This is a genomic window from Paenibacillus artemisiicola (assembly GCF_017652985.1).
Classification (GTDB): Bacteria; Bacillota; Bacilli; order Paenibacillales; family Paenibacillaceae; genus Paenibacillus_Z; species Paenibacillus_Z artemisiicola.
In genome coordinates this window covers 57327-78143 of record NZ_JAGGDJ010000015.1, presented here as the reverse complement: position 1 = coordinate 78143, position 20817 = coordinate 57327, and the positions used below count along the sequence as shown (strand labels likewise).

Below are 20817 nucleotides of genomic sequence, written 5' to 3'. Positions count from 1 at the left end.
ATTCGGCGAGCCGCTTCGCCGGGACTAGGCCGGAACGTAACCGCCGCGTCAAAATAAGAAAGACGCGGGCGAATTCTTTCTCTTTTTGGAAACGGTTCCCGCTCATATGATGGGAAGGGGAAGCCGGGTATGCGGATCGGCCCTTACGCTATTTCTGATCGCGAGGTGAATGAAGAGGTGACGGAACGTTTGCCGGAAGCCGTTCGCTCGAGCATGCGCAGGCTGGGCGAATCGCTGCACAGCCGGATGCCGGGTGTCGTGGAAGCCGTGTACGTATATGGCTCGGCCGCGCTGGATGCCTACGTCGCGGGCTCGAGCGACATCGATTTTCTCGTCTTCGTGACGCGGGCGCTGACGCCCTCCGAGCAGGAACGGATTCGCGAAGCGCACGCGGAGCTTGAACCGGCGCTGGGCGGAACCGAGATCATGGGCGCGTATATCCGGGCGGAGGATGCGGGCAAGCCCGCCGAAGAACTCCTTCCGATCCTCTCGTATGCCGACCGGAACCTCAAGACGGACGGAACCGGCGACATCAATCCGGTCACGTGGTGGATTCTTCGGAGACGCGGCGTCTGCGCGTACGGCAAGCCGATCTCCTTTCGCTACGAGCCGTCTTCCGAGGCGCTCGTCCGCTACGTTATCGCGAACATGAATACCTACTGGGCCGGGTGGATCGACCGCTTGGAGCAAATCCGGCTTTCGCCGGAAGCCGCGGAAGAGACCGTGCCGCCCGACCAGCTGGACTTCGCGGTGGAATGGTGCGTCCTGGGGATGCTCCGGCAGTGGTATACGATTCGCATGGGCGACGTCACCAGCAAAATCGGCGCCGGGGCATACGGGCTCGCGCAATTGCCCGAGCGGTGGCACGGCCTGATCCGCGACGCGATGGCCATCAAGCGGTTAGAGCCCGCGGGACGATATGATTCCCGGCTCAAGCGGCTGGAGGAGCTCATCGGATTGCTGCGGTTGATCCATGCGGAGAGCAACCGCCACTGGCACGAGCATTACGCCGATGAAGGTTGAGAAGGAACGGATCCCGAGCCGGAACCCGCGAGGTTTCGGCTTTTCCGCGTGCTGCCGCGTTCGGTCGGAGAGCTGGAAGCGGCTGCCGGGGGACACGTGTTTCCGGGTCCGTCTCCGCACGCTTTTAACACGGCCCTGACATGATGTTCGGGACTAGCGCAACAAAACCTGCAATCGCGCGTAAAAAATGGAAATTCCGTTTATCGCGCTAAGGGGGCTTCCGGTTATGCTCAAGACCAGGATCATCATCGCGCAATCCGTCGCGATCGCGGCGCTGCTGATCGGGGTGGCGCTGCTGCTTCATCCTATCGTGCCGGGGAAGGCGGCTGCGGACGAGCCGGTCATCTATCGGCTGGACAAAGCGGATCTCGCGCGCGTCGAACGGCTGGTTCGCAAATTCGGCGATGGCTACGGCGATAACCTGATGATCGTGTCGCCGACCCTGGACAGCGGCCCGTATGTTCACGACGTCAATTCGAACGGCCGGGAAATCCGCTGGGTCGTCGATCCCTCCAGGGACGGCTGGACCGTGGACAAAGGCAAAACCGAATATGACTGCGGCGCCATTCGCATGCATGACAGGGACCCGAACTATATCGACGTTCAACTGTCCAGATGCAGCCATCACGCCGCGGACGAACAGCTCACCGTGCTGACGTTTTCGAAGGAAGATTTATAGCTAGCGCAATTTCATGCGGCCAATAGGCGTGACGCCGTCGTCGATGCTTCGCGCAAGGCAAATCTTAGGCTAGTTGGAAAGGGGACAGTCGACATGGAATTACCCGGCCTGGTTATCGAACGCGACTCGCAGTTTGTGAATGCCGCGCGGAATTATCGGGTTATGGTCGACGATGCCGAAATAGGGAGGATCGAGGATGGCGAAACGGTAAGGATACCGCTTGAGCCTGGCGAATACGAAGTGTACTTGAAAATCGACTGGTGCAGAAGCAATAAAGTCGCCGTTTCGATGAAGACGGATCAAGACCTGACATTAAGGTGCGGGTGCGCGATTCGAGGCTGGCATTATCTGAATCCGTTCAGCATGCCGTATTATATATTCTTTCGGCGGCATAAGTATTTGTATTTGCTTGACAAAGAGCCCGTAACATAAGCTCGTCGCAGCTGCATGTACAAAAAAAACCGGAACCCGCGGGGTTCCGGTTTTTGCCGTATAGGGCTGTCCGCCTATCGGCGAGGAACGCCGGTGCCGGGCTTAGACTTCGAGCTCGTCGCCCGGCGCCATCGCTTTGCCTTTCAGGCCGCGCTCTTCGAGCCGGCGCACGAACTGCTCCGCGTCCTGGTTGATGCCCGGGAACGTGCTGTGGTGAATCGGCACCGTCAGCTTCGCGTTGTACCACTCCGCCGCCTGGAGTCCGTCCTCCGGACCCATCGTGTAGAAGTCGCCGATCGGCAGGAACGCGACGTCGATCGGGTGGCGTTCGCCGATCATCTTCATGTCGGAGAACAGCGACGTATCGCCCGCGTGCAGAATCGTCAAGCCTTCGGCGAAGATGAGGAAGCCGGCCGGCATGCCCGCGTACATAATCTGTTTCGTTTCCTCGACGACGATGCCCGAGCTGTGGAACGCCTGCACCATTTTCGCTTTCGCGAAGCCGAGGTCGAACGTGCCGCCCATGTTCATGCCGATGGCATTCTTCACGCCTTGCCACGACATGTACGCCGCCAGCTCGACGATGGAGACGACCGGCGCGTCGTTGTTCGCTTTGGCGATCGGAGCCGCGTCCAGGATATGATCCATGTGGGCGTGCGTCAGCAGGACGGCGTCGGTCCGAATGTCGTCCGGCTTGACGGTCGCGACGGGATTGCCGCTCAGGAAGGGATCGATGACGAGCGATTTGCCGCCCGTGTGGAGTTGCAGACAGGCATGGCCATGATAACGGATTTTCATAACATCGCGCTCCTTCATAAAGTTACTTGCGAATAAGACTTCCGTGGTTAATAGTGACATAAAAGCGGGGGCGATTTCAAATGGCCGCCGACGATCAAGGAGGAGCGCGGGTCAAGGCGACCGATGGAAGCCCCGGCCGCAAGCAAAACCGCCCTTCCGGCGGTCCGGCTCGCGGACCGTCCCGGAAGGGCGGCGAAGCATGCCCGGCGATCGCCATCACATCCCGGCCGCCGCGCTATTCAGGGGCTCGGTCACACCGAGCCGTACATTTTATGTCCGCGCGGCTGGCTGCCGCGGTCGTCCGGCTCGAGCGTGATGCCGATGGCGTCGAAGTCGAGGTCCTTGCCTTGAATCGGCATCGCCAGCAGCCCGATGCCGCGGCTGTCCCGGCCGATCCGGAACGTGCCGGCGCTGCTGCGCTGCCCGTCCTTGACCAGCCACACCTGATAGGCTTCTTCGCCCTCGGTCGGCGACGCGCCGAACACGTAGACGACGAACTGCCGGCTCTGCCCGTTGTCGATGATGCAGGCGACGCCGGAGGAATTCCCGGCGTCCTGCGACGCGGGCTTCAGCGCGACCAACTGCTCGATGTTGGACGCGGAGACGTTCAGCGCCCGTTCGATCGGCAGCGGGTTCAGCGTTTGTTCGCGGCGAAGCTCGACGTTCCAGACGGACAGCAGCACGATCGCGGCGGCCGCGGCCGCGAACAGGGCGGCCGCCGGCTTGAGCGTCCACGCCGGACGGGGGCGGCGATCGGCCGCGGCCGTCCGTTCCGGTTGGATCGCCGGGGCGTAGCGAGCCGCGGCGCCACCGGCGGCTTCCGCGTCGGCCGCGCGGACGGCGTCCATGACTTCCTGCTTCAGAGATGCAGGCGGTTCCATCATTTCCATAGCGGCGGGAAGCGCCTCCCAAACGAGGTTCAGATCCTCAAGCTCCTGCCTGCACGCGTCGCAGCCGGGGAGATGACGCTCGAAGGCGCGGCGTTCTTCGTCGCCGCACAAGCCGGCCACGTAGCTCAGGCAGTCTTCGCATTCCGGCGATTTTCCTCGATCCGTCATCCCGTTCCCACTCCTTCCGCGGACAGATGTCTTCGCAATATTTTCAACGTCTGATGCAGCCTGTTCTTGACCGTTCCGAGCGGCTGGTTGTACAGCGCCGCCAGCTCGCTCAGCGTGTAGCCCTGCCAGTAGAAATGCTCCAAAAGCGTAATTTGCTGCTTGCTCAAGTGCCGGTACGCGCTTCGGATCTGCTCCTTCACGAAGTGATGCTCCGCAAGCTCTTCGGGCGTCTGGCTTCGCCGGTCGGGAATGCGTTCGAGATCTTCGCGCAAATAATGGACGATGCCCAGGTTATCCCTGCGCCGCTTGCGCAGCAGGTCCGCCGTGAGGTTGCGCGCGATCGTCAGCAGCCAGCTCGTGAATTTGCCTTTGTCGGGATCGTAGCCCGATTCGGTCGTCCACAGCCGGAGATAGACGGCCTGCACGATATCCTTGGCGGCCGCTTCTTCCTTCAGCGCTTTCCAGGCAAAGGAATAGACGAGTCCCGCATGCCGGTCGTACAGCTCCGAGAGCGCGGCATGCTGCTTGCCTTTGACGAGAAGCATCAATTCGTAATCGGACAGATTTTGCATCGGACAGCCTCCGCAACAGGCAGGTTATGGTCTTTATTGTAACGGGAACGGGGCGGCGGCGCACCATTCGAATTTCTACTGGACGGTAATGACGCCCTTCATGCCGGGATGCGGCGTACAGTTGTAGCTGAACGAGCCCGCGTCCTTGAACGCGACCGTCTTCGAGGCGTCCTTGGCCAGCAGGCCGGTATCGAACACGCCGTCGACCGACGTCGCGGTATGCTCGATCTCGTCGCGGTTGATGAAGGTGACGCTGTCGCCGGCCTTGATGTCCAGCTTGGCGGGCGAGAACGCGAAGTCCTTGATCTCGACGGTGTACGTTTTGGGCTTGGCGGTTTCGCCGGCGGCCGGCTTGTCGTCCTTCCCGGCGGTTTGGGGCGGCTTCGCCTCGCTTTGCGGCGGCTTCGCGGCGGTCTTGCCGTCGTCCTCGCCCGGCTTCGGCTTATCTTCGGTGCCGCTCTTGCCGGTTGACGGGGCCGCGGCGCCGCCGGTTTTACCGCCGTCGTTTTTGCCAGAGCCGGAGCCGGCGGAAGCGGCCGGTTTGTCGTCCGCTTTGTCGGAGGCGGACGGGTGATCGTCCGCGCCGGATTTGCCGGAGCCGGAGGCGGCCGGTTTATCGTCCGCTTTGTTCGAGGCGGACGATAAACCGGCCGCGGCCTTGGGCGGATCCGCAGGCTTATTGGCTGCGCCGCCGCCGGAATAGTCCGGCATCGCGCCGTCGTTCGCGGCCGTCGATTGACCGCCGTCCGCGGAAGCCCCGCCGTTCGCGGAGCCGCTGGCATCGCCGCCGGCGTTTCCGGCCGCGTCGCCGCCGCCGTTCGCGGTGCCGGAGCCGCCGCCGTTATCGGCGGCCGCGTTTTGGCTCCCGCCGGCATTGCCCGTCTCGGCGACGGCGTTGCCGCCGCCTGCCTGTTCGTTCGCGGCCGCGCCGTTCCCGGAATTGCCGCAAGCGGCAAGCGCCAGGCAGCAGGCCAGCAGCAGCAGGCCGAGGCCCGCGATCGTCGAACGCCGTCTCGGTCTTGTAGGCATGGTCATCGCGTTCGCACCTCCTTGCAAGTCTTTATTTGACGATGATCTGACCGGTCATGAACGCCTTGTGCGGCTCGCAATAATAGTCGTAAGTGCCCGGCTTGTCGAGCGTGATCGTGTACGAGTCGCCCTTCGCGAGGAGCGGGAGGGCGAAGGCGCCGTTGACCGCCACCGCGTTGTGCTTCATGTCGTCGAAGTTGGTGAAGACGATGCTCGAGCCGGCTTCCACCGTGAGCGGTCCGGAGCCGAACGAGTAGTTCTTGATGTCGATATGGTACGTCTTCGGCACCGGCGCCGTCGTGCCGGCGAATTTGACCGGGTCGACCACGAACCAGACGCCGCCGACGTTCTGCCCAAGCGCATCGCCGTGCTTGACGTCCTTGACGAAATAATAGAGCGGGTAGCCTTTAAACGTGGACTGCTTGCTGCCGTCGGCGCGGGTGATCGTGCCCCAGTCGGCGGCGTTCACGCCGGTCGGCAGGTCGGAACCGGAGGCCGTGTAGGCCGGCCAATTGGCGAGGCAATCGCCCGCGCAATTGCTCTTGCCTTGCGTATCCTTATCGAAGTAATAGAGCGTGCGTCCCGCGGCGTCCGTCAAGTAGTTGCCGAGCGTCGCCGAAGTGCCGAGCATCGCGGCGTAACTCTGCTTCGCGACGAACCAGACGCCGCCGACGGCTTCGCCGAGCGTGTCGCCGGCCTTCTGATCCTTGGCGAAATAGTACAGCGGCCAGCCTTTGTACGTCGTTTGCGTCGTGCCGTCCGTCCGCTGCAGCACGCCGAAGTCGGCGGCGTTGAGCGTCGCCGGGATTTGCAGGTCCTCTCCGCCGTCGTAGATCGGCCACGATTTCAGGCAGTCGCCCGTGCAGCTGTTCGGATCGGGCGCGTCCTTCGTGAAGAAGTAGAGCGTGCGGCCCGCCTTGTCGGCGAAGAGCGTGCCGAGCTTCGCGTCGCGGTGCAGGCGGATCCGTTCGCCGCCCGGGAGCGCCGCCGAAGCCGGCAGCACGCCGGAGGCTTGCAGCATCGCCATGTACGGCATGCCGTCGGACGCGTTCGCCGCGAGCGCTTCGATCAAAGCCGTGGCGATGTGCGCGTTCGTGATGGAGGCGGCGCCGGCGATCTGATCCAGCCCCTTGCCGGCGGCGTAGGATTCGGTCTTCGCGTAGTCGAAGTCGGTGCCGGAGCGGTAGCCGAGCGCTTCGAGCAGCACTTTGTACAATTGCTGGGAGCTGATGTTCGCGAGCGGCATGAACGTATTGCCGCCCGTGCCGTTCCAGCCGAGCTCGGGGTGCGCTTTCAGGAAGGCGAGCACCGCCTGGTTGCTTTTGCCGACGGAACCCGCGTCCGCGAAATTGCCCGTGCCTTGGTAGGCGGTTGCTTCCGTCAAACGGCCTTGCAGGCGCAGCGAAATGATCGCCGCTTGAATCCGCGTCGCGGATTTGGCCAAATACGCGGCGTCCACGCCGTTGCCGTCCCCGAGCAGCAGGCCGAGCTTGGCGGCCGTGTCGGCATCCGTCGTCGCGGCCGGAGCCGCGGCGTCGGCGGCATAGACGCCCGCAGGCACCAGCATGGCGAAGCAGAGCGCGAGCAGCAGGCCGAGCCGCCCCAATCGTTTTCCGTTCATCTTCATTCCTCCTTGGGTAGTGGGTCATCCACACAGAGAAACGCCCGAAGCGCGAAAGCGGTTCGAGGCAATCGGAAAATAGTTTAGGGGTTCCGGCGCGCAAGCCCCGCGCTCAGTCGGCCGGACGCCACCGCGCCAAGCGGACCGCGCGGATGCGCGCCTTCGCGTGCGCCAAGCCTTGGCCGGCGTCGACGGCGGTCTGCATGCCGTCATAATGCCGCCGCAGGAAAGCGCCGACGGCATCGCCGAGCGCGGCCGCGCGGGCTTCGCCAAGGCCGAAGACGGCGGCCAAGCCAGCGGGTTCGTATCCCTCGTCGAGCCGGTGAAGCTCGGGGATTCCCGAGGGCGCGCCGCAGGGCAAAGCATACAGGTGATACCGGCGGCCGTCCTTCTCGAATTCCAGCAGGCAGGCGCCGTCCAGCCCGGTCAGCTTCGCCGTGTTCGTGATCTTGGCGTCCGCCGCTTCCGGGTAGCCGGCTTCGTTCATGAAGACCTGCCAGTGCCGGGTGATAGCGTCCAAATACATCGTCGATCGCTCCTCGCTTCAATGCCGCCGCGCGGACGGGGGCGTAACTCCGGTCCGCGGCGGCTTCTTTACGTTTCAGTATGGCCAGCTTCGGCAGGCATGCGATCGTTCGGATGCGCATCGGACCCGATTGACAATGTCGCCGGAAATGGCATACAGTATTATTAGTTAAATGTTTAACTAGTTTGGAGGTCCGCGCATGTCGGAGCTATGGAAGTATGTGACGGAGCAGCCACTCGAGACGCAGGCGTTCTTCGCGCTCGTCGAGACGACCGCGGAGCTGGTCGCCGTATCGGAGAAATATTGGGCGTCGAACGGCATGAACGGCGCGCGCATGCGCATGCTCGTCGAAATCGCCAAGGCCGGCGGCGCGATTCTGCCGTCGGAGCTCGCGAGCCGGATCGGCGTGACGAAAGCGAACGTCAGCGTGCTCTTGCTGCCGCTCGAACAGAGCGGCTACATTCGCAGCTCGAGCCATCCCGAGGACGGAAGGAAGCGCAGAATCGAGCTGTCCCCGGAAGGGGAGCGCGTGCTTAGGGAGCTGCTGCCGGGGAATCGCGCGGCCGTCGCCGAGGGCATGCGGCGCTTGGACGAAGCCGAGATGAGACAGCTTCTGGGGCTGCTGCGCAAATTGCGTCAAGACGGTCCCTAAACCGTTTTGTCCGCCCTGATAGTTAAACGTTTAACAATCTAAGGCGAAGGAATGATCGTTCGGATGAAAATCGTACTCACGGGCGCGACGGGCCAGTTGGGGAGGCATGTGCTTCGCGAGCTGCTTTACCGCGTGCCCGCTTCCGATGTGGCCGTAAGCGCCCGAAACCCGTTCGCGGACGATGACTGGGCGTGCCGCGGGGTCGAAGCGCGATACGGCGACTACGACGTCCCGGAATCGCTGGCGCCTTCGTTCAGGGGAGCCGACAAGCTGCTCCTGATCTCATCGCCGCATCCGGACGACGAGACGCGGCTGCGCCAGCATGCGGGAGCGATCGAGGCCGCCCGCCGGGCCGGCGTCCGCCATGTGGTCTATACGAGCATCTTCCGCGCGGAACGCGGGCGGCTGCCGCTTCACCGGCTTCATCTGCGGACCGAGCGGCTGATCCGGGAATCGGGGCTCCGCTTTACGATCTTGCGCAACGCGTATTATATGGACGTCATCAAGATGCTCGGCATCCGGGAAGCGGCGGCGAGCGGAGAATTGTGGAGCCCGCCCGGCGCGTGGACGTTCAATACGGCGGCGCGCGAAGATTTGGCCGCGGCTGCCGCGTCGGTGCTGACGGAGGACGGCCACGCCGGACGGACGTACGAGCTCGTCCCGCCGAACGCGTGGACCGCGCGAGCGCTTGTGCAGGCGATCGAGAAGACAACCGGCCGAAGGGTGGTCTACCGGACCAACGCGGCCATGGACAGCCCCGTATACCGCATGCTGGCGCAGGCGGACATGCGGTTTATCTCGGACGACTTGGACCGGCTCGCGGGGCGGCCGCTCCGAGCCATGCAGGACGAAGTGCGGGCGATGCTCGATCCCGCGCATCGGCCGTGACCGGGCGAAGATGGCGCGGGCGAAGAAGGAGCGTAGCCGGCATCCCGAATTCCTCATGGACGGCTGTCATGGCTGTCCATGCGCAGCCGTTCCTTCCGGAGCGGTTTAATCGTATGGACGGGCCGCGCTCTTCCGTCACGCCGACGCCCGTTCGCTCGTTACATGCGCATAGGCGGCAGTCCGTCCGGTCATTCGGCGCGAGTACGGCGCGGCGGATGCGGAGGGACTGCTGTTTTGCCGATTGACAGATTTAGTTGCCTATCATATAGTTGTCTAAACAACTAATTTAAGAAGCGAGGTGATCCGACGGATGAGCGGGGAACGGAAGAACCCGAACCGGCTGCCGATCGGCTTCGAGATGGGCGTCACGCACCGCAAGCTGGCGGCGCTGTTTCAGCATCGGCTCGGCTCTTACGGGATTACGCCGGAGCAGTGGTCGGCGCTGAACCAGATCGACCGCGCGCAGGGGCTGATCCAGAAGGAGATCGCCGAACGGACGTACAAGGACAAGCCGACGACGACCCGGATCCTGGACCATCTGGAGAAGAAGGGCTTGATCTATAAAAAGCAAGGCGAGCACGATCGCCGGTCGTACGTCGTCTTCAGCACGGACGCGGGCAAAGCGCTTATCCGGGAAACGACGCCGCTCGAGGACAGCGTGACGGCGGACGTCATGCAGTGCATCTCGGAAGCGGAATACGAGACGATCATGGAGCTACTGCAGCGGATTCAACGTCATATCGGCGGCAAGCTCGACTGCGGCGCGGAACCGGAGACTGACTAGCGCCGGATTCCGCTCGAGCGGATCTACGAAAATACATGCGTAATGGAGCGATGAACATGCAGCGAGAACCGCAAACGGCGGCTTTATGGACAAGGCCGTTTATCGCCTTGACGGCTTGCTTTTTTCTATTATTTCTAGGGTTGCAAATGCTGTTGTCTTCGTTCCCGTCCTACGTCAAGGAGGAATTTCAGGCCGGCAACGTACAGGTCAGCCTGGTCACGTCGGTCTTCGCGCTCGCGGCGATCGTGTCGCGGTTCGCGACGGCCGCGCTTATGCGCCGGGTGCCGCGCATGACGCTGCTGCTCGCCGGGCTGGTCATCGCGGCGGCGGCGACGGGGCTGTACACGGCGGCCGGATCGTACGGCACGCTGCTCGCGCTGCGGATCGGCTACGGCATCGGCTTCGGGATGGCGAGCACGATCCTGCCGACGCTCGTCTCCCGCATTATTCCGCGAGGCCGGATGGGCGAGGGGATCGGCTACTTCGGCTTGTCGACGAGCCTCGCGATGTCAATCGGGCCTTCCATTGGATTGAACGTCATGAAGCAGGCGGGCTTCGCGGAGCTCACGATGCTCGGGCTGATCGCCTCGGCGCTGATTTTCCCTGTGCTGTGGCTCTCCAGGTCGAAGCGCCAAGACGAAGCCGCGGCCCGGCCGGACAAGCCTGCCGAGGAGCGGAAACCGCATGCCCCGCGCGGCGTCAACCGCAAGCTGATCTTCCCGGTCCTGCTGAACGTGATGCTCTCGGTCACGTACAGCGGCCTGCTTAGCTTTCTCGCGCTGTACGGCGATTATGTGCACATCGGGCAGGTGGGACTGTTCTTCCTGTTCAATGCGATCACGATCATTCTCGTCCGTCCGTTCTCCGGGAAGCTCTTCGACAGACGCGGCCATGCGGCCGTGCTCCTGCCGGCCGGCTTGTTCGTGACGGCGAGCATGGCGCTGCTCTCGAACGCGCACGCGATGCCGATGCTCATCCTGTCGGCGCTGCTCTACGGCGTCGGGTTCGGCGCCATTCAGCCGACGATCCAGGCATGGATGCTGCGTTCTTCCTCGCCGGAGCAGTACGGCACCGCGAACAGCATGTTTTACAACTCGACGGACTTCGGCGTCGCGCTGGGCGCGATCGTGCTGGGCGCGATCTCGTCGGCTTCGAATTATGCGGTGATGTACCGCTATTCCGCGGGCTGCATGGCGCTGTTCGTCGTGCTCGTCCTGCTGCAGACCTTCGCGTCCGCGGGCCGCGCCAAGCCGGCGGCGGTCGAATCCTAAGCGTCGCCGCGACGGATGGGAACGCTTCGGCATTCGGCGTCCCCGCTCAGACATGCGAACACCCTCCGAACGGAGGGTGTTTTTCGTTTCGGCTATGAAAAGGCGGGCATGCGCGGCGTTCAGCGCTGCGGGTATTTCACGACCGGCCACTTGACCTTCCGCAGCGAGTGCATGAGCTCGGGAGACGCGTTGAGGTTGGACTGCACGAGCTGATGCGGCGTGAGCGCCATCCATTGATTGAGCGAGACGTCCTCGAACCGCGGCGCCTTGAACATTTCGAGGAACCAGACCGTGTCCGTGCCCGTGTTTTGGACATAGTGGCCCATCGCGAACGGCACGTAGCCGACGTCGCCCGCGCGGTAGTCGAACGTCCGCGCGATGCCGTTGCCGCCGAACACCGTCATGCGGGCCTGGCCGGACAAGTAATACTGCCATTCGTCGTTATTGGGATGCCAGTGAAGCTCGCGCATCGCGCCGGGCTTGATCTCGACGAGCGCCGCGGCGATCGTCTTGGCGATGGGGAAATTGCCGGAATCCGCGATCCGGACGGTACCTCCGGGGGTTACGATCGGTTCCTGGGCGAGCAAGGAATGCTTGAACGAGAGCGGCACGGTGCCGTACGGCGACTGAACCTCCTGGCTTTCGATCGAGCCTGGCACCTGATCCTGATAAATGTACACCTGGCCTTTCGGAATGCCGGCGAACGCCTGTTCCGGAATGCCGAAGTTCGCGGCGAGGACGTCCTTCGGCGTGTGGGCGAACCAATCGGAAATCGACAAGGTGTTCAAATCCGAGAAACTGCCGTCGTCGAAGACGAGCAGAAACTCGCAGCCGCCCGCCAGCGCTTGAATGGAATGCGGCAGTCCCGCGGGAAAATACCACAAATCGCCTTGTTCGATGTCCGCGATAAAATTGCGGCCTTGCCAATCCACCGACGTGACGCGGGCGCAGCCCCAGATCATGAAGGCCCATTCCGCCTGCTGATGCCAGTGCAGCTCGCGCACGCCGCCGGGGCGAAGGCTCATGTTGACGCCGGCCAGCGTCGTGGCGATCGGCAGGTCGCGCACCGTGATCTCGCGGGACCAGCCGCCTTTGTTCAGCTGCATGTGGGTATCCGAGAAGGACATTTTCAAGTTCGGCAACAGGCCGTTATCCGTGGCGGGAGGAATGAGCATGTTGATGTTCTCCCTGTCGCGCATTACGTCGCGCGGACCGTAGTCGGGGCCGCCGAAGCCGTCGCTGACCCGGTACGGCTGCGGGACGAACGCCGCCGGGTTTACGTTATTCGGTTGATCTTGCGCCATGTCGCGGACCTCCTGTTAGCCATTATAGTGACCGTAACCCCAGCCGCCGTGCGGGCCGGAGCCGGGGAACTGCGGGTAACCGTAAGCGGGGTGCTCCCGATGGGCGTACGGCTGCTGCGGATAAGGGACGCCGGCATTGGACGGGCCGGCCATGGCGCCAGCGGTTTGGCCGTGGTGATAGCCGGCGTGCTGCGGCGCCGCGGCCGCCCCCGCGACCTGGTTGTTGGCGCAGCCGACGGGCGGTCCGATGAAGACCGAATTCGTGATCGGCGCGACCGCGGCTTTCCAAGTCGCTTCGTCGAGGCAGTAGGTGTGGGCGTACACGCTGGCCGGCGTCAAGCGAAGCAGATCCGAGCCCAGGATGACCTCCGGCACCGGAGCGTCGAAGATCGCCAGCAGATGCGTATTGTCGACCGTCGCGATCTCGTAATGCCACCAGCCTTGGGGAATGTTCGCGACCTGGCCCGGCGCGATCGGGAAATTCAGCAGCTGCTTCGTGAACGGATTGATCAAGGATACGACCGCCGCGCCCGAGATGCAGTACACGAGCTCGGAAGCGTTCTGGTGGATATGGGGCTCGACGACGTTGCCCGTGCTGAGGTAAATGTCGAGCAGCGAGACGTTGCCGAGCGTGTTGAGCTGCTGAATGCCGAGCGCGTTGATGAGATTCCGCGAGTCTTTCGTGAAAATATTGTTGTTTTTCAGATCGTACGTGAACTGCGCGTTCGGGGAGGTGTAATCCATATAGGACACTGCCATGTTGCATCTCCGCCTTTCTGCCTGGATGAGTCTATCCGCATGGGCTAATGCCCTGACGGTTCTAATGTATGTGCCCGGCTGGGCGCGCGTGCCAGGACGCGTTCGATAAATTGGCGCAATTTGGCACATACTGAAGCTGCCGGGCGGCGTTCGCGACTAGAGCCCGGGGGAAAGAGGTCATGCATCATGGACGGATTCACCTTTCGCGGCGGGAGGCGGTTCTGCTCGCGGGTCGCGATCGTCGCGGCGGGCGTCTGCCTGCTCGCTTTTCCGCTGGCCGCAGGAGCGGCGGAACCGGGCCCATCGTCCGGCTCGGAAAGCGTTCTGCTGCCGGGGCCGGCGGGAGCCGCGCAGAAGGCCGCCTTCGTCCGCGGAGGCGCGCTGTGGGTCAAAGAGCAGGGCCGGGAACGGCGCTTGACGGCCGACGGGAGCTTCGCGCGCAACCCGGCCTGGTCGCCGGACGGCCGCTGGATCGCCTATAACGCGGGCGAAGACGAACGGCAGCTGTGGGTAACGGAAGCGGTCTCGGGCAACGCGCATCTCGCGGCTCCCGAGGGCGGCAGCCGCTTCCAGTGGTCGCCGGCCAAGGACCGGCTCGCGTATCTCCGGGACGAGAAGCTGTACGCGGTCGGCGCGGAAGAAGGCGACGAGCCGGCGGAAATCGCGGCGGGCATCGGCAATTTCGGCTGGCTGCCGGACGGAAGCGGATTTCTCGTGTCCACGGCCGCCCAGCTGCAGCCGGACGGCTGGACCCCCGTCACGATCGGGCGGATCCTGCTGCCTTCGGGGACGGCGGATCCCGTGCAGGAGGAGCCGCTATACGTGCTCCCGAAGCAGATCAACGAGCTGATCGTCGTCGGCACGACGGCGTTCAAATGGTCCGCGGGGGGCCGCTGGATCGCGTTCCTGGCGACGCCGACGGCGTCCTTGTCGGCAGACGGCAATACGTTGTGCGTGCTTTCGTCGGACGGCAAGACGTTTCTCCCGGTCGACCAGATGGCGCACAACGAGCAGTGGTACCGATGGTCTCCGGTTTCCGGGCCGCAAGCCGGCGATCGGCTGGCCTATATCGCCGGGATCGGCCGGGAAGCCTCCTCGAACAAACGGCTGACCGTGACGTCCGTGCCGGCGCTGAAGCCCGCTTCGTATACGCCTGCCGGCTACGTCGACCAGAGCTTCTCGTGGTACGGAGCCGAATCGATCGTCGCGTCGCGGGCGAAGGAAGGCGCTTGGACGGGCGAGCCCGGCAAGCGGCCGATGCCGTTTCTCGCGCGCGTCGATTTGACGGACGGCACCGGGACCGCGATTACCAAGCCGCCGAACGGACGCGGGGATTTCGGGCCGGTTGCCCTGCCATCGGCCGAGCTCGGCTGGGTCCGTTCCGACCGGACCCATTCCGATGTGCTCCTTGCGAACTCCGCCGCCGAGGCCAAGAAGGCGAAAGCATGGATCAAGGGCATCGACGCCGGCGACGATTTTTACGAGCAGTGGAACTGGCTGCCGGTGCTGCGGTTTTACGGGCAAGCGGATTGAACGAAGCCTTGGGCGCATGACAAAGGCTGCGGAGGATGCGATGCATCCCCTGCAGCCTTTTTTGGCATGGCGGCGATTTAAGAGAGCAGCACGATGGTCAGCGCGGCGCCGGCGGCGCCGCCGGTAAGCGTGGCCGCGCCGAGCAGGCCGAAGAACTGATGCGTGATCGTGGAGCCTGCCGTAAGCGTCGCAATGACCATGTTGTTGAATTCCGCCAAGGAGACCGCCGGCGCCACGATGGAAGGCGTATACGGCGTCCCATTGATCAATAGCCGGGTGCTCATTAACAAGGCGAGCGTGACGTTGACTTGATAGGAAATCATGTAGCTTCCCGTCACCGGCACGGTAAACGTGTCGTGGGCTCCGTTGACGGTAATGCCGCCGTTCAAGATCTGATTGTTCGGCAGCGCAACATCCGTGCCGCCGAGCACGACGGCGATGACGCTGCCGCTCGTGTTCGCGGCGAACCCGTTCACGTTCGTCCCGGTAGATATGGAACGCGGGGTGGCGCGTATCCGCGAAGAGCCCGAGTCCGAGCGAAGCGGCGCGCACGCAAAAATGCCGATCCTCGCCCCACAGGGACAAGTTCGGTATCCGGTCGAACGATATCGGATGGTCCAGCGCCTCGCGGGAGAGGAGGGTGCAGGCGCCCAAGCCGCCCACCTCGTACACGCCGGGAACGCGCAGCTTCGCGAGCAGCTTCCCCTGCTCGGCCAGCGCTTCTTCGGGATCGCCGTCCGTTTGCCAGGGCCAGTAATGATCCTTCAGCCACACTTGCGGCAGCGCCATGCCGCCCGGGTACCACTGCGTCCAGAAGATCGCGGAGACGATCGGCTTCCCGGCTTCCAGCAGCGATTCCATGGTTTCGGGATGGAGCAGCAAATCGGAGTCGACGAGGAACAGCGCGTCGTAGCGTTCCTCGCGCGCCAGGCGGATCAACCGGTTTTTCCATCCGGCGACCTTGGCGATCAGCCCGTCGTTCCAATAATGCGTGACCTCGTCCCGCCGGTAGGCGCCCGAAGCTTCGCCGTGCTCCAGAAGCCTGACGGAGGAACGGCCTTCGGCGCCGGCGGCTTGCGCGAAGTTCCGCAGCAGCGACATCGGACGCGGGATCCTCGTTGTCGTCGATAAAAGCGTAATCGCAGCACCAGGTCCCTTGGCGCAGCCTCGCCAACGATTGAAGAAACAACGCGAGCGTTTCTTCGTGCTGACGGACGGGGCTGCCGATGAGAATGCGCCGCGCGGTCATGCCACCACTCCCTTCGCATCATGGAATATTGATGGGTATGTGCCATAAATTAGTAATATTCATTGCGCCGGGAGAGGGAAAAGCAGGCGCTGTCCGCTTTGCGACCGGCCGGTCCCGCCCGCGCGCGCCGCGGGCAAGCAGTTCCCGCCGCGCGTCCTCGGGGCGGCGGGACCGGCAGAAGCATATCCGCGCGCATTCCTTGACGGGGAGGAGCACGTCCGCATGATCACGATCAGCTTGTGCCTTATCGTAAAGAACGAAGAGGACGTCCTTGCCCGCTGCCTCGATTCCGCGAAGGCCGCCGTTGACGAAATCGTCGTCGTGGATACGGGTTCGACCGATGCGACCAAGTCCATCGCCGCCCGCTATACCGAGGCGGTGTACGAGTTCGCGTGGATCGACGATTTCGCGGCGGCGCGCAACTTCGCGTTCGGCAAGGCGACCTGCGAGTACATCCTTTGGCTGGACGCCGACGACGTCTTTCTCGCGCCGGACCTGGAGAAGCTGCTTGCGCTGAAGCGCGCGCTTCCGCTCCGGACGGACGCGGTGTCCATGGAGTACCATCTGGCGAAGGACGAATACGGCACGGTGACCGGCTCGCTGCGCCGCAACCGGCTCGTCAGACGGTCGAGGGGGTACCGCTGGATCGGCGCCGTCCATGAATACCTGGACGTCCGCGGCGTCTCCCTGGATTCCGACATCGCCGTCACGCACGCCAGCACGCGGCATGACTGCGACCGGAATCTGCGCATCTACGAGCAGCGGCTCGCGAAGGGCGAACGGTTCGGTCCGAGGGACCTGTTCTATTACGCCAACGAATTGTACGATCACGCGCGTTACGAAGACGCGATCGCGCAGTACGAACGGTTTCTCGGGACCGGGGAAGGCTGGTCGGAGGACAACGTCGCCGCCTGCGGGAAGCTGTCCGATTGCCATGCCGCGCTGGGCGAGGCCGAGCGGACGCTGGAAGCCGCGCTCCGTTCCTTCCGCTACGGCAGCCCGCGGCCGGATTTTTGCTGCCGCATCGGCTATTGGCATCTGCAGCGGGGCGGCCCCGGCATCGCGGCCTACTGGTACGAAGCGGCGCTGAACGCGCCGAAGCCCGAACGGGCGTGGTCGCTGCAAAACAAAGCGTGCGCGACCTGGCTGCCCCATCTGCAGCTGTGCGTCTGCTACGACAAGCTCGGCGATTACGAGCGGGCGTACGCGCATAACGAAATCGCGCGGGCGCACCGGCCGTCGGATGCCGCGGTCCTGCATAACAAGACGTATTTGGAAGGCGTGCTGCGCCGGTCCGGCGGCGAAGCGGCGCCTGCGGACGCCGAGACGCGCGAGGAGGTGGCCCGATGAACGATCGCGCAAGCGAACGGCAGGCCGCGGGCGACGCGGCATCGTCGCGGTTTTTCACCGAACGCGATCCCGGCGCGGCCGAATTCGTGTTCCCGCTTCCCGCGCCGTGGTGGAGCCGGCCGTACGAATACGCCTGGTGCGCGGGCTTTGCGGAGCCCGAAGCGGTCGTGCTGGACGCGGCGTGCGGAATCTCGCACCCGTTCAAGTTCTATTTGGCCGATCTGTGCGGGGAAGCGCACGCGTGCGACTGGGACCCGCGCATCGCGTCCGAGACGGAGATCGCGCTGGACGTGGTCCGCGATTTCGGCAAGGGCGCCGCGGAGACGCTCATGCGGACGGGAAGCCTCGGGCGGCTGCGGCTGGCGCGGGCGAGCATCGCGGCGCTGCCGTACCCCGCGGCGCATTTCGACGCGGTATTCTGCATTTCGGTGCTGGAGCATTTGTCCCCGGCCGATTTCGAGGCGGCGCTTAGCGAGTTTTTCCGGACCTTGAAGCCGCGGGGGAAGCTCGTCCTGACGTTTGATTATCCGACGGTCGATCTCGGCCGGTTCCGCGCGGCGGCGCTCGCGAGCGGATTCGAGTTCGCGGGAGCGTTCGACGATGCGCTGCCGGCGGACGCCGTCACGTCCGACCTGTGGGGGCGGCTGTACTGTTTCCGGGCGCTGCTGTTGAAGCCCGGGGCGCGATGACGAAGGAGGAGCCATGACGTTCGATTATATCCGGTATTGGGAAGACGCCTATAAAGGCGGCGCGACGTCGGGGAGCGGGTCGTTCGGGGACCTGGCCGCGTTCAAGGCGGAGGTCGTGAATGGGCTCGTCGCCCGGTATAACGCGCGGCGGGTCGTCGAATTCGGCTGCGGCGACGGCAATCAGCTGCGGCTCATGCGCTATCCGAGCTATCTCGGCCTCGACGTCTCGGCGTCGGCGGTGCGGATGTGCGCGGAGCGGTTCGCCTCCGACGAATCCAAGAGCTTCATGCTGTACCGGCCGGGGCTGCTCGTAAACCGCGGCTTCCTGGAGGCGGACATGACGGTATGCCTCGACGTGCTGTACCATATCACGGACGAAGCGGATTACCGGGCGACGCTGAAGGATCTGTTCGGTCCGCGGCCGGAGGTCGTCGTGCTCTACACGCGGCTGACCCGCGGCGACGAGCCGCAGGTCGTCGAGACGATCCGGGACCGCGACGTATTTCACGATCTGGCGGCGTTTCAGGATTACTTCGTGCACGAGATCATCCCGCAGCGGTTCAAGGCGCAATCGTCGGCGGACTTCATTATCCTGCGGCGCGGAGCGGATTAAGGCGCGGCCGGGCGCCGGATGGCCGTCTTAACGCTTCGGCGCCGGCGAGCCGTCCCCGATCGGCCGAAGAGCATCGGACCTTTTCCCGCGGACCGGTGCTTTTTGGCATGGAAGAATAAGGGGGCCGCCCTTGACACGACGCGCCGGCGCGCCTATGGTGGGTTCAACCGGAGATTTCGCAGGAAAGAAATGGGGGAAGGCGCGTATGTCCAAAGCCGATAACATGCTGGCGATCCTGATGCTGCTTCGCGCCCGCAGGCGCATGACGGCCAGACAGCTGGCCGAGGAGCTGGAGGTGCATAGGCGCACCGTGTACCGCTGCATCGACGGCCTCTGCGCCGCCGGGGTCCCGGTCGTCTCGGAGACGGGGCGGGACGGCGGGTATTATTTGACGGAGGCGTTCAAGCTGGAGCCGCTGTTCTTCGACCCGGAAGAACAGAAGGCGCTGCTCCACGCGATCCAGTTCGCGAAGCGATCGGGCTATCCGTACGAGGAAGCGATGGAGCGGGCGGTGGGCAAGATCAAGCGCAGCGCCGATGCCGGACAAGCCGAGCGGCTCGAGAGGCAGCGCGGGTACGTGGACGTCGTGCAAGGCCCGGCCGACGCCGCGCTCGCCGGCTTGCTCGAGCTGCTCGAGACCGCCATCGACGGGAGCCGCAGTCTCGAGATGGCGTACGCGACGGGCCGGTACGGCGAGCTGACGCAGAGACGGTTCGATCCGTACGGGCTCGCGCGGTGGAAGGGCAAGTGGTACGCCGCCGGCTATTGCCATCTGCGCGGAGAGCTGCGCAGCTTCCGGGTCGACCGGATACGCGGCTTGGAGCTGGCGGACGGCGCGTTCGCACGGCCGGAGGGGTTCTCGGCGGGCGCCTTTCTGCTGGACGGCCTGCTGCCGCCGGAAGCCGGGGACGCGGCGGCGGACGGGGGCGTCACCGTCCGCGTCGCGGGCACGCAGCAAGCGCTGGACGAGCTGTGCGCCCACTGGCTGTTCGGCCGGGCCTTGGCCGAGCGCACGGAGCGGACGGCCGCCTTCCGGCTCGACGAGGAGAGCCTGTACGCCGCCGCGCCGCATTACCTTCTGTCGCTCGGCGGGCAGATCCGCGTCGAGGCGCCGGCGGAGCTTCGGCGCTGCTTGCGGGAGCTCGCGGAAGCGCTCCTTCATCAATACGCGGACGAACCGGCCGGATGAAAGGGCTGCTTCTATATGAATAAATACCTGAACCGATTGAAACGCTGACCTCGGCTGTCAGCGTTCGCGGTGTACAATGGAACCGGGAAATCGAATCGGAGGAGGGGAAGGCATGGTCGGTCAAACGTATCGGCAGGCGTTGCGCGAAACGACGGGAACCGCGTGGGAGGACTGGCTCGCGCGGCTTCAAGGAGATGTGGATCCCGCGTGGTCGCATGAGCGGATCCGGGCGCATATACGCGACAACTACGCCGTCGGGGACGACTGGGCCGAATGGCTCGCGCTCAGTTACGGGCAGCTGCTCGGTCGAATCCCCGTCGGGGTAACCAAGGACGCGGGCGTGCAGATCGGCCTGCGCCGGACGCTGCGCGCGCCGAAGGAGCAAGCATGGGCGTATTTGACGTCCGCCGATGGGCTGCCGAAGTGGATCGGCGCCGGAGCGGACATGCGCTGGGAGGCCGGCGAGACGTACGAGACGGAAGAAGGGGGCGGCGGGACGATCGCGGTCGCGGAGCCTAAGCGCAAGCTGCGGCTGACATGGAGAAGACCGGCGTGGGAGCCGGCTTCGCGGCTGCAAATCTATACGCTTGAAGCCAAATCCGGCGGGACGACGGTATCCGTCCATCAGGAAATGCTGGAAGACGTCTACGTGCGCGAAGTCATGCGGCGGTTCTGGGAGGACAAGCTGCAAGCGATGAAGCGCGCGCTCGACGCCTGATCGCTCCGTCCTCGCGAATGAGGCCAACGTGACAAAACCGTCACCTTGCGAAGCCCTTCTTCAATGGATGCGGGACATCG

At 64.3% G+C, this 20817-nt stretch carries 23 protein-coding genes; 14 read left to right on the top strand and 9 right to left on the bottom strand.

What is annotated here, in order from left to right; translation table 11 throughout:
* Positions 1 to 177: 177 nt before the first annotated feature.
* The 3 genes from I8J29_RS18200 (at position 178) to I8J29_RS18190 (ending at position 2134) form a co-directional block, all read left to right on the top strand.
* Positions 178 to 1023, top strand: coding sequence for an aminoglycoside adenylyltransferase domain-containing protein (locus I8J29_RS18200; RefSeq protein WP_208848941.1), 846 nt, complete (start codon positions 178 to 180; stop codon positions 1021 to 1023).
* A 226-nt stretch (positions 1024 to 1249) separates the two neighbouring features.
* The gene (locus tag I8J29_RS18195) at positions 1250 to 1702 is read left to right on the top strand and encodes a DUF4362 domain-containing protein (RefSeq protein ID WP_208848940.1); all 453 of its coding nucleotides are present in this window, start codon (positions 1250 to 1252) and stop codon (positions 1700 to 1702) included.
* 93 nt (positions 1703 to 1795) lie between these two features.
* On the top strand, positions 1796 to 2134 hold the full coding sequence (locus tag I8J29_RS18190) for a hypothetical protein (protein ID WP_208848939.1): 339 nt from the start codon (positions 1796 to 1798) through the stop codon (positions 2132 to 2134).
* 102 nt (positions 2135 to 2236) lie between these two features.
* Here the strand turns inward: I8J29_RS18190 and I8J29_RS18185 are convergent, their stop codons facing one another.
* From I8J29_RS18185 to I8J29_RS18160, 6 genes are all read right to left on the bottom strand, one after another.
* Entirely contained in the window at positions 2237 to 2932 is a 696-nt protein-coding gene (locus tag I8J29_RS18185; RefSeq protein WP_208848938.1) for a metal-dependent hydrolase, read from the bottom strand.
* Between the two features lie 251 nt (positions 2933 to 3183).
* Positions 3184 to 3990, bottom strand: a complete 807-nt coding sequence (locus I8J29_RS18180; protein ID WP_208848937.1) for an anti-sigma factor — start codon at positions 3988 to 3990, stop codon at positions 3184 to 3186.
* Positions 3987 to 4562 carry an RNA polymerase sigma factor gene (locus tag I8J29_RS18175; protein WP_208848936.1) on the bottom strand — a complete coding sequence of 192 codons (576 nt, stop codon included), beginning with the start codon at positions 4560 to 4562 and terminating at the stop codon, positions 3987 to 3989. The genes I8J29_RS18180 and I8J29_RS18175 overlap by 4 nt, the downstream gene beginning before the upstream one ends.
* 75 nt (positions 4563 to 4637) lie before the next feature.
* Positions 4638 to 5597 (bottom strand): cupredoxin domain-containing protein, encoded by a 960-nt coding sequence (locus tag I8J29_RS18170; protein WP_208848935.1) that lies wholly within the window; start codon positions 5595 to 5597, stop codon positions 4638 to 4640.
* 25 nt (positions 5598 to 5622) lie between these two features.
* Complete coding sequence (locus tag I8J29_RS18165; RefSeq protein ID WP_208848934.1) at positions 5623 to 7212, bottom strand: plastocyanin/azurin family copper-binding protein; 1590 nt, start codon at positions 7210 to 7212, stop codon at positions 5623 to 5625.
* A 112-nt stretch (positions 7213 to 7324) separates the two neighbouring features.
* Positions 7325 to 7738 carry a hypothetical protein gene (locus I8J29_RS18160; protein ID WP_208848933.1) on the bottom strand — a complete coding sequence of 138 codons (414 nt, stop codon included), beginning with the start codon at positions 7736 to 7738 and terminating at the stop codon, positions 7325 to 7327.
* Positions 7739 to 7937: 199 nt separating this feature from the next.
* On the opposite strand from I8J29_RS18160, the gene I8J29_RS18155 reads away from it, so the two are divergent.
* The 4 genes from I8J29_RS18155 (at position 7938) to I8J29_RS18140 (ending at position 11333) form a co-directional block, all read left to right on the top strand.
* Positions 7938 to 8390, top strand: a complete 453-nt coding sequence (locus tag I8J29_RS18155) for a MarR family winged helix-turn-helix transcriptional regulator (protein ID WP_208848932.1) — start codon at positions 7938 to 7940, stop codon at positions 8388 to 8390.
* A 63-nt stretch (positions 8391 to 8453) separates the two neighbouring features.
* Positions 8454 to 9278: an NAD(P)H-binding protein gene (locus tag I8J29_RS18150; RefSeq protein ID WP_208848931.1), complete on the top strand. Its 825-nt coding sequence runs from the start codon at positions 8454 to 8456 to the stop codon at positions 9276 to 9278.
* Between the two features lie 310 nt (positions 9279 to 9588).
* Positions 9589 to 10062, top strand: a complete 474-nt coding sequence (locus I8J29_RS18145; RefSeq protein WP_208848930.1) for a MarR family winged helix-turn-helix transcriptional regulator — start codon at positions 9589 to 9591, stop codon at positions 10060 to 10062.
* Positions 10063 to 10118: 56 nt separating this feature from the next.
* Positions 10119 to 11333 carry an MFS transporter gene (locus I8J29_RS18140; protein WP_208848929.1) on the top strand — a complete coding sequence of 405 codons (1215 nt, stop codon included), beginning with the start codon at positions 10119 to 10121 and terminating at the stop codon, positions 11331 to 11333.
* A gap of 119 nt (positions 11334 to 11452) precedes the next feature.
* Here I8J29_RS18140 and I8J29_RS18135 read toward each other — a convergent pair whose 3' ends face one another.
* The gene (locus I8J29_RS18135; protein WP_208848928.1) at positions 11453 to 12637 is read right to left on the bottom strand and encodes an oxalate decarboxylase family bicupin; all 1185 of its coding nucleotides are present in this window, start codon (positions 12635 to 12637) and stop codon (positions 11453 to 11455) included.
* A 15-nt stretch (positions 12638 to 12652) separates the two neighbouring features.
* A complete protein-coding gene (locus tag I8J29_RS18130) occupies positions 12653 to 13396 on the bottom strand; it encodes a cupin domain-containing protein (protein ID WP_208848927.1) in 744 nt (247 codons plus the stop codon).
* A gap of 186 nt (positions 13397 to 13582) precedes the next feature.
* Between I8J29_RS18130 and I8J29_RS18125 the strand changes: the two genes are divergently transcribed.
* On the top strand, positions 13583 to 14929 hold the full coding sequence (locus I8J29_RS18125) for a TolB family protein (RefSeq protein WP_208848926.1): 1347 nt from the start codon (positions 13583 to 13585) through the stop codon (positions 14927 to 14929).
* A 77-nt stretch (positions 14930 to 15006) separates the two neighbouring features.
* On the opposite strand, the gene I8J29_RS33860 is transcribed toward I8J29_RS18125, so the two are convergent.
* Positions 15007 to 15405, bottom strand: coding sequence for a BclA C-terminal domain-containing protein (locus I8J29_RS33860; protein WP_338113210.1), 399 nt, complete (start codon positions 15403 to 15405; stop codon positions 15007 to 15009).
* Here I8J29_RS33860 and I8J29_RS33855 point away from each other — a divergent pair.
* From I8J29_RS33855 to I8J29_RS18095, 6 genes are all read left to right on the top strand, one after another.
* Positions 15368 to 16060 (top strand): hypothetical protein, encoded by a 693-nt coding sequence (locus I8J29_RS33855; protein ID WP_240546294.1) that lies wholly within the window; start codon positions 15368 to 15370, stop codon positions 16058 to 16060. The two genes, I8J29_RS33860 and I8J29_RS33855, sit on opposite strands and share 38 nt — an antisense overlap.
* 340 nt (positions 16061 to 16400) lie before the next feature.
* Entirely contained in the window at positions 16401 to 17528 is a 1128-nt protein-coding gene (locus tag I8J29_RS18115) for a tetratricopeptide repeat-containing glycosyltransferase family 2 protein (protein WP_208848925.1), read from the top strand.
* Positions 17525 to 18217 carry a class I SAM-dependent methyltransferase gene (locus I8J29_RS18110; RefSeq protein WP_208848924.1) on the top strand — a complete coding sequence of 231 codons (693 nt, stop codon included), beginning with the start codon at positions 17525 to 17527 and terminating at the stop codon, positions 18215 to 18217. Before I8J29_RS18115 ends, I8J29_RS18110 begins: the two co-directional genes overlap by 4 nt.
* A 13-nt stretch (positions 18218 to 18230) precedes the next feature.
* A complete protein-coding gene (locus tag I8J29_RS18105) occupies positions 18231 to 18830 on the top strand; it encodes a methyltransferase domain-containing protein (RefSeq protein ID WP_208848923.1) in 600 nt (199 codons plus the stop codon).
* 205 nt (positions 18831 to 19035) lie between these two features.
* Positions 19036 to 20019 (top strand): helix-turn-helix transcriptional regulator, encoded by a 984-nt coding sequence (locus I8J29_RS18100; RefSeq protein ID WP_208848922.1) that lies wholly within the window; start codon positions 19036 to 19038, stop codon positions 20017 to 20019.
* Between the two features lie 112 nt (positions 20020 to 20131).
* Entirely contained in the window at positions 20132 to 20737 is a 606-nt protein-coding gene (locus I8J29_RS18095) for an SRPBCC family protein (protein ID WP_208848921.1), read from the top strand.
* Positions 20738 to 20817: the final 80 nt, after the last annotated feature.

Bases quoted from the DNA above. Each gene is read 5' to 3' on its own strand.
- I8J29_RS18125 (WP_208848926.1), top strand. From the start codon at position 13,583: ATGGACGGATTCACCTTTCGCGGCGGGAGGCGGTTCTGCTCGCGGGTC.
- I8J29_RS18105 (WP_208848923.1), top strand. From the start codon at position 18,231: ATGACGTTCGATTATATCCGGTATTGGGAAGACGCCTATAAAGGCGGC.
- I8J29_RS18155 (WP_208848932.1), top strand. From the start codon at position 7,938: ATGTCGGAGCTATGGAAGTATGTGACGGAGCAGCCACTCGAGACGCAG.
- I8J29_RS18195 (WP_208848940.1), top strand. From the start codon at position 1,250: ATGCTCAAGACCAGGATCATCATCGCGCAATCCGTCGCGATCGCGGCG.
- I8J29_RS18160 (WP_208848933.1), bottom strand. From the start codon at position 7,738: ATGTATTTGGACGCTATCACCCGGCACTGGCAGGTCTTCATGAACGAA.
- I8J29_RS18170 (WP_208848935.1), bottom strand. From the start codon at position 5,597: ATGACCATGCCTACAAGACCGAGACGGCGTTCGACGATCGCGGGCCTC.
- I8J29_RS18135 (WP_208848928.1), bottom strand. From the start codon at position 12,637: ATGGCGCAAGATCAACCGAATAACGTAAACCCGGCGGCGTTCGTCCCG.
- I8J29_RS18110 (WP_208848924.1), top strand. From the start codon at position 17,525: ATGAACGATCGCGCAAGCGAACGGCAGGCCGCGGGCGACGCGGCATCG.
- I8J29_RS18175 (WP_208848936.1), bottom strand. From the start codon at position 4,562: ATGCAAAATCTGTCCGATTACGAATTGATGCTTCTCGTCAAAGGCAAG.
- I8J29_RS18100 (WP_208848922.1), top strand. From the start codon at position 19,036: ATGTCCAAAGCCGATAACATGCTGGCGATCCTGATGCTGCTTCGCGCC.
- I8J29_RS18150 (WP_208848931.1), top strand. From the start codon at position 8,454: ATGAAAATCGTACTCACGGGCGCGACGGGCCAGTTGGGGAGGCATGTG.
- I8J29_RS18140 (WP_208848929.1), top strand. From the start codon at position 10,119: ATGCAGCGAGAACCGCAAACGGCGGCTTTATGGACAAGGCCGTTTATC.
- I8J29_RS18185 (WP_208848938.1), bottom strand. From the start codon at position 2,932: ATGAAAATCCGTTATCATGGCCATGCCTGTCTGCAACTCCACACGGGC.
- I8J29_RS18190 (WP_208848939.1), top strand. From the start codon at position 1,796: ATGGAATTACCCGGCCTGGTTATCGAACGCGACTCGCAGTTTGTGAAT.
- I8J29_RS33855 (WP_240546294.1), top strand. From the start codon at position 15,368: ATGACGCTGCCGCTCGTGTTCGCGGCGAACCCGTTCACGTTCGTCCCG.
- I8J29_RS18095 (WP_208848921.1), top strand. From the start codon at position 20,132: ATGGTCGGTCAAACGTATCGGCAGGCGTTGCGCGAAACGACGGGAACC.
- I8J29_RS18145 (WP_208848930.1), top strand. From the start codon at position 9,589: ATGAGCGGGGAACGGAAGAACCCGAACCGGCTGCCGATCGGCTTCGAG.
- I8J29_RS18130 (WP_208848927.1), bottom strand. From the start codon at position 13,396: ATGGCAGTGTCCTATATGGATTACACCTCCCCGAACGCGCAGTTCACG.
- I8J29_RS18115 (WP_208848925.1), top strand. From the start codon at position 16,401: ATGATCACGATCAGCTTGTGCCTTATCGTAAAGAACGAAGAGGACGTC.
- I8J29_RS18180 (WP_208848937.1), bottom strand. From the start codon at position 3,990: ATGACGGATCGAGGAAAATCGCCGGAATGCGAAGACTGCCTGAGCTAC.
- I8J29_RS18165 (WP_208848934.1), bottom strand. From the start codon at position 7,212: ATGAACGGAAAACGATTGGGGCGGCTCGGCCTGCTGCTCGCGCTCTGC.